5 protein-coding genes are annotated in these 6,154 nt (G+C 65.5%); all 5 read right to left on the bottom strand.

Going from position 1 to position 6,154, the window contains the following annotated elements:
- Positions 1–39 precede the first annotated feature (39 nt).
- On the bottom strand, positions 40–1,671 hold the full coding sequence (locus tag ACNPQM_RS43440; RefSeq protein WP_358861949.1) for a peptide ABC transporter substrate-binding protein: 1,632 nt from the start codon (positions 1,669–1,671) through the stop codon (positions 40–42).
- A 267-nt stretch (positions 1,672–1,938) separates the two neighbouring features.
- On the bottom strand, positions 1,939–3,081 hold the full coding sequence (locus ACNPQM_RS43435; protein WP_418088338.1) for an ABC transporter ATP-binding protein: 1,143 nt from the start codon (positions 3,079–3,081) through the stop codon (positions 1,939–1,941).
- Positions 3,074–4,132 carry an ABC transporter ATP-binding protein gene (locus ACNPQM_RS43430; RefSeq protein ID WP_358863370.1) on the bottom strand — a complete coding sequence of 353 codons (1,059 nt, stop codon included), beginning with the start codon at positions 4,130–4,132 and terminating at the stop codon, positions 3,074–3,076. The genes ACNPQM_RS43435 and ACNPQM_RS43430 overlap by 8 nt, the downstream gene beginning before the upstream one ends.
- Positions 4,133–4,143: 11 nt before the next feature.
- Positions 4,144–5,088: an ABC transporter permease gene (locus ACNPQM_RS43425; protein ID WP_418088337.1), complete on the bottom strand. Its 945-nt coding sequence runs from the start codon at positions 5,086–5,088 to the stop codon at positions 4,144–4,146.
- A complete protein-coding gene (locus ACNPQM_RS43420; protein ID WP_358863372.1) occupies positions 5,081–6,013 on the bottom strand; it encodes an ABC transporter permease in 933 nt (310 codons plus the stop codon). The genes ACNPQM_RS43425 and ACNPQM_RS43420 overlap by 8 nt, the downstream gene beginning before the upstream one ends.
- Positions 6,014–6,154 lie beyond the last annotated feature (141 nt).

Genomic DNA, 6,154 nt, shown 5'->3' with positions numbered 1-6,154 from the left:
GCCGGTGCGAGGGTGCACCGGCCACCCGGCTTCCGGGTCCTACTTGACCGTGATCTGCTCGTACACCGGGACGCTGAACTGGTTCAGCGAGACGTTGGTGATCCGGTCCGAGTAGCCGGCGCTGCCGTTCTGGTACCAGAGCGGGATGACGGGCATCTGTTCGGCGAGGACCCTCTCCGCGTCCTGGAACGTGGAGACGGCCTTGGCCTTGTCGGACTCGGCGTTGGCCTTGTCGATCAGCGAGTCGAACTGCTTGCTGCTCCACTTGCCGTCGTTGGACGAGGCGTTCGTGTAGTAGGTCGGCTGCAGGAAGTTCTGGATCAGCGGGTAGTCCATCTGCCAGCCCGCACGCCAGGGGCCGGTCAGCTTCTGCTGGGAGACCTGGCTGCGGAAGTCGGCGAAGGTGCCGATCGGGGCGCCGACGCAGGCCTTGTTGTTGCCCAGCGCGTTGTTGATGCTGTTGCAGACGGCGTCGACCCACTCCTTGTGCGAGCCGGTGTCCGCGTTGTACGAGATCTTCAGCTGGCCGCCGGGGATCCCGCCGCCCTCCTGAACCAGCTTCTTGGCGTCCGCCGCGTTGTACTCGCACGGGGCTCCGCACAGCCCCTTCTTGAAGCCGCCCCCCTCACCGAGGACCGGGGAGGTCCAGTCGGAGGCGGGAGTGCGGGTCTTCTGGAAGATCTGGCTGGTGATCTGGTCCCGGTTGATCGCCATCGACAGGCCCTGCCGGACCTTGATGCCCCCGGGGGTGTCCCACTTCTTGTCGTAGAAGGGGAAGGCGATCGTCTGGATGATGCCTGCCGGGGTGTTGATGTAGCGGTCGCCCAGGTCCGCCTTGACGTTCTTCAGCTGCGCGGCCGGTACGTCGTCGACGAGGTCGAGATTGCCCGCGACCAGGTCGGTGTAGGCGGTGTTGCTGTCCGTGTAGACCTTGAGGTCGATGCCGCCGTTCTGCGCCTTGTCGTCCCCGGGGTAACCGTCCCACTTGCGCAGGCTCATCACGGAGCCCTTGGTGTACGACTCGATGGTGTACGGGCCGTTGCCGACGGGCTTGGACAGCCAGGCGGCGTGGTCGGTGAAGAAGCTCTTCGGCAGGGGCGCGAAGGCCGGGTAGCCGAGGGTGTCCGGCCAGAGCGAGAACTTCTGCGACAGCTTGACGGTGAAGGTCCTGGGGTTGACGACCTTGAGGCCGGAGAGCGTGGCCGCGGAGGCATTGCCGGTGTTCGGGTGGACCTTGTCGTAGCCGTCGATGTAGCCGAAGAAGTATGCGTTCTTCTGATTGTTCTTCAGCAGGGCACCGTAGTTCCAGGCGTCCACGAAAGAGTTCGCCGTGATCTTCTCGCCGTTGCTGAAGGTCCAGCCGTCCTTCAGTGTGATGGTGAAGTTCTGCGAGTCGGTGGACTCGATCTTTTCGGCCAGCATGTTCGTGGCCGCACCGGTCTTCGGGTCGTACTTCTTCAGCCCACGGAAGACCATGTCGAGGACTTTGCCGCCCTGCACCTCGTTGGTGTTGGCGGGCTCCAGCGGATTCTGCGGGTCACCCCAGGAGGAGCTCACAATCCCATTGGCGCCGCCACCCCCGCCACCACCGCCGCCCCCGCCGCAGGCCGTCGCCGTCAGGGCGACGGCAACCGCGCAGGCGGCCCACTTGGCTTGTGCGGCTCCGCGCATGGAAAGCCTCCTTATCGGTCCACATCGCACGTAGCGCCAAATATCACCTCATCAAAAGATCAACGCATCAGCACGACAGCCGTCTGTGTTGCCCGTCACCGGAACGGCCGCAGCAACCCGGTCGAAATCCGGCACCTGGACATACGCCTGCCGGGACCGCCCGGGCACACGACAGGGCGCCCGGAACCGTGTTCCGGGCGCCCTGTCGGTGTATGCCTGTCTAGTGCCCCTCCCGGCAAGCTTTGCCGGGAGGGGCACTGGACAGGATCACGCCGCGCCGACGACGTCCTTCTCCTCGGCGAAGTGGCAGGCCGACTCATGCGCGGCCGGGGTGTCCGAGGACTTGAAGCGCTCGGGGATCGCCAGCAGCGGCACCTCCGTGGCGCACTTGTCCTCCGCCTTCCAGCAGCGGGTGCGGAAGCGGCAGCCCGACGGCGGGTTCGCCGGCGACGGGACGTCACCGCTGAGGATGATCCGGTCGCGGCGCTCGCGGGCCTCCGGGTCCGGAACCGGGACCGCCGACAGCAGCGCCTGGGTGTAGGGGTGCGTCGGGTGGTCGTAGATCTCCGTGTCCGTACCGATCTCGGCGATCTTGCCGAGGTACATGACGCCGACCCGGTCGGAGATGTGCCGGACGATCGACAGGTCGTGCGCGATGAAGAGGTAGGAGAGGTTGAACTCGTCCTGCAGCTTCTCCATCAGGTTGATGACCTGTGCCTGCACCGACACGTCGAGCGCGGAGACCGGCTCGTCGCAGATGATGATCTCCGGGTTGAGCGCGAGGCCGCGGGCGATGCCGATGCGCTGGCGCTGACCGCCGGAGAACTGGTGCGGATACCGGTTGATGTACTCCGGGTTGAGACCCACGACATCCAGGAGGTCCTGCACCTTGCGGCGCCTGTCGCCCTTCGGTGCCACCTCGGGATGGATCTCGAAGGTCTCCCCGATGATGTCGCCGACCGTCATACGGGGGTTCAGCGAGGTGTACGGGTCCTGGAACACCATCTGGATGTTGCGGCGCACGGCCTTCAGCGCACGCCCGGACAGCTTGGTGATGTCCTGGCCCTTGTAGAAGACCTCACCGGCGGTGGCTCGCTCCAGCGTCATCAGGAGCTTGGCGACCGTGGACTTGCCGCAGCCGGACTCACCCACGATGCCGAGCGTCTCGCCCTGGTACAGGTCGAACGAGACGCCGTCCACGGCCTTGACCGCACCGACCTGCTTCTTGAACAGGATGCCCTGGGTCAGCGGGAAGTGCTTGACCAGGTTGCGGACCTGAAGGATCGGTTCGCCCTTCGACACCGGCGCCTCGATGGCGGCAACAGCCTCCGCCTCGGTGGCCGCGTCGACCGTCTCCACTTCGGTGACGTTCGGGGTGGCGTCCACGGTCTCCTTGTTGATGTCAGCCATGGATCGTCTCCTTCCAGAAGTGGCAGGCGCTGCCGCGGCCGACCAGCTCGATGCCGTCCTGCTCGGTCACCGGGCGCAGGGCCGGGATGTCCGTACGGCAGATGTCCTGCGCCATCGTGCAGCGCGGGTTGAAGGCACAGCCCGAGGGCACGCGCAGCAGGTTGGGCGGCAGGCCCTTGATCGCGAAGAGCTCCTGGCCCTTCTGGTCCAGCCGCGGGATCGACTCCAGCAGACCCTTGGTGTACGGGTGTGCCGGGCGCTTGTAGATCTCGTGGACCGGGGCGGTCTCGACGATCCGGCCCGCGTACATCACGGCGATCTTGTCCGCGACGTCGGCGACGACACCGAGGTCGTGCGTGATCAGGATGAGACCCATGTTGTACTCGCGCTGCAGCTCCGCGAGGAGGTCCATCACCTGGGCCTGCACGGTCACGTCGAGCGCGGTGGTCGGCTCGTCCGCGATGATCAGGTCCGGCTCCAGGGCCAGCGCCATGGCGATCATGATGCGCTGGCGCATACCGCCGGAGAACTGGTGCGGGTAGTCCGAGACCCGGGCCTTGGCGGCCGGGATCTTGACCTGGTCCATCAGCTCGATGGCCTTGGCCGTCGCGTCCTTCTTGGACAGGCCCTGGTGGACCCGGAACATCTCGCCGAGCTGGTAGCCGACGGTGAGCACCGGGTTCAGCGAGGAGAGCGCGTCCTGGAAGATCATCGCGATCTTCTGGCCACGGATCTGCCTGCGCTCCTCGTAGGACATCTTCAGCATGTCCTGGCCGCGGAAGAGGATCTCCCCCTGGGGGATCTTGCCCGGCGGCATGTCGAGAATGCCCATGATGGCCTGCGCCGTCACGGACTTGCCGGAGCCGGACTCACCGAGAACGGCGAGCGTCTCCCCTGCGTTCACGCTGTAGTTCACGCCGTTGACGGCCTTGACCACACCTTCGCGGGTGTGGAACTCCACATGCAGGTCACGGACGTCGAGCAGCGGGCCGACGTGGTCGTCACCCGAGCGCGGCGACGGGACTTCGGCGGTCTTGTCGATGGTAGTCACGTACGCCCTCCTTATCGCGACTTCGGATCGAGGGCGTTGCGGACGGCTTCGCCGAGCATGATGAACGCCAGAACGGTGATGCTGAGCATGATCGACGGGTACAGCAGGACGTGCTGCGCGACGCGGATCTGGCTGAGGCCACCGGAGATGTCGATACCCCACGAAATCGTCGGGTCGGCAAGACCCAGCCCCAGGTAGGACAGGGTCGCCTCGGCCGAGATGTACACACCCAGCGAGATGGTCGCGACGACGATCACCGGGGCCATGGCGTTCGGCAGGATGTGCTTGAACAGGATCCGGGGCGTGCTCGCGCCAAGGGCCCTGGCTGCCTGGACGTAGTCCGACTGCTTGATCGTGATCACGGCACCGCGCATGACACGTGCGATCTGTGTCCAGCCGAGGAAGGCGAGGGCGAGGATCACGACGAAAACGGTGCGGTCGCTGAACGCCTGCAGGACCACCATGCTGCCGAGCAGGAAGGGCAGTCCGAGGAAGATGTTGGTGAACCCGGACAGAAGCGCGTCGACCCAGCCGCCGAAGTAGCCGCCCACCATGCCGATCAGGCCGCCGAACACGGTCACCAGCGCGGTGACGGAGATGCCGACGATCACCGAGGCCCGGGTGCCGTAGATGACACGCGCGTAGACACTGCGGCCCTGAAGGTCGTAACCCAGCCACTCGGGCGAACCGACCTTGCCGAGCTCGGGCTTGCTCAGGAAGTGGTGCACCAGGTCGCCCTTGGTCGGCGAGGCACCGGTGAACAGGCCCGGGAACGCCGTCATCACGAGCAGGATCACGATGAGGACGGACGAGATGATGAAGTACCAGTTGGAGCGCAGATCGATCCATGCGTCGCCCCAGAGACTGCGGGCCTTCTCGGCCTTCACAGCCACCGGCTCCGCCACTGCGGTCTTCGGGTCTTCGGTCGCGGGGACGGTCTTGGTCACGTCAGGCATAACGGATCCTCGGGTCCAGGACCGCGTACAGCAGGTCGACGATCAGGCTCATGAAGAGGTAGACGAGCACCAGGATGGTGACCAGGCCGACCAGGGTGGTGCCCTCGCGTCGGACGATCGACTCGAAGATGGTGCCGCCGATGCCCTTCACGTTGAACAGGCCCTCGGTCACGACCGCGCCACCCATGAGGGCACCCAGGTCGGTTCCGAGGAAGGTGATGACGGGGATCAGCGAGTTGCGCATCAGGTGCACACCGATGATGCGGCGCTTGGGAAGTCCCTTGGCCACGGCGGTACGCATGTAGTCCGAGCGCAGGTTCTCGGCCATCGTCGTACGCGTCAGTCGCGCCACGTAGGCGAGGGAGAGCGACCCGAGCACGACGGCCGGTGCTATCAGTTCGCTCCACGTCGCCTCGTTCGAGACGTTCGGCGCGATCCAGTCGAGCTGGAAGGCGAACACCGACTTGATGATGAAGCCGAGAACGAAGACCGGGATCGAGATGATCAGCAGGGTGAAGATCAGGATCACGTTGTCCGCGAGGCGGCCGGCGCGCAGCCCGGCGACCATGCCGAGGCCGATGCCGAGCACGATCTCGAGGAGGAACGCCATGCCGGCCAGTCGCAGGGTGACGGGGAAGGCGTCACCGAGTACGTCCGTGACCGGGCGACCGCTCGCTATCTGAGTGCCGAAATCACCATGCAGGACAATGCCTGACATGTAGTTCCAGTACTGCTGCAGGATCGGTTGGTCCAGCCCCAGTTGGTGCCGTATAGCGGCAACGGTGGCAGGGTCTGCACCCTTGTCCCCGAAGAGTCCCCGCACGGGGTCGCCGGGCAGAGTGTAGACCATCAGGAAGATCAGCAGAGTTGTCCCGATGAAAACCGGGATCATCTGGAGCAGTCGTCGTGCGACATAGCGCCCCATCGTGCCTCCATGTAAATAGGCAAGCGGCAGCCAACGGGCCCTCCCCCGTCATCGATCCCTCGTAGGGTCGTCGATGACGCGGAAGGGCCCCCCGGCCACGGCGTGCAGGATGGTGTGGGACCGATGTCAGTGTCGGTCCCG

The sequence above is a fragment of the Streptomyces sp. NPDC056231 genome (assembly GCF_048270745.1).
GTDB lineage: Bacteria > Actinomycetota > Actinomycetes > Streptomycetales > Streptomycetaceae > Streptomyces.
This window is presented reverse-complemented; position numbering and strand designations above follow the sequence as displayed.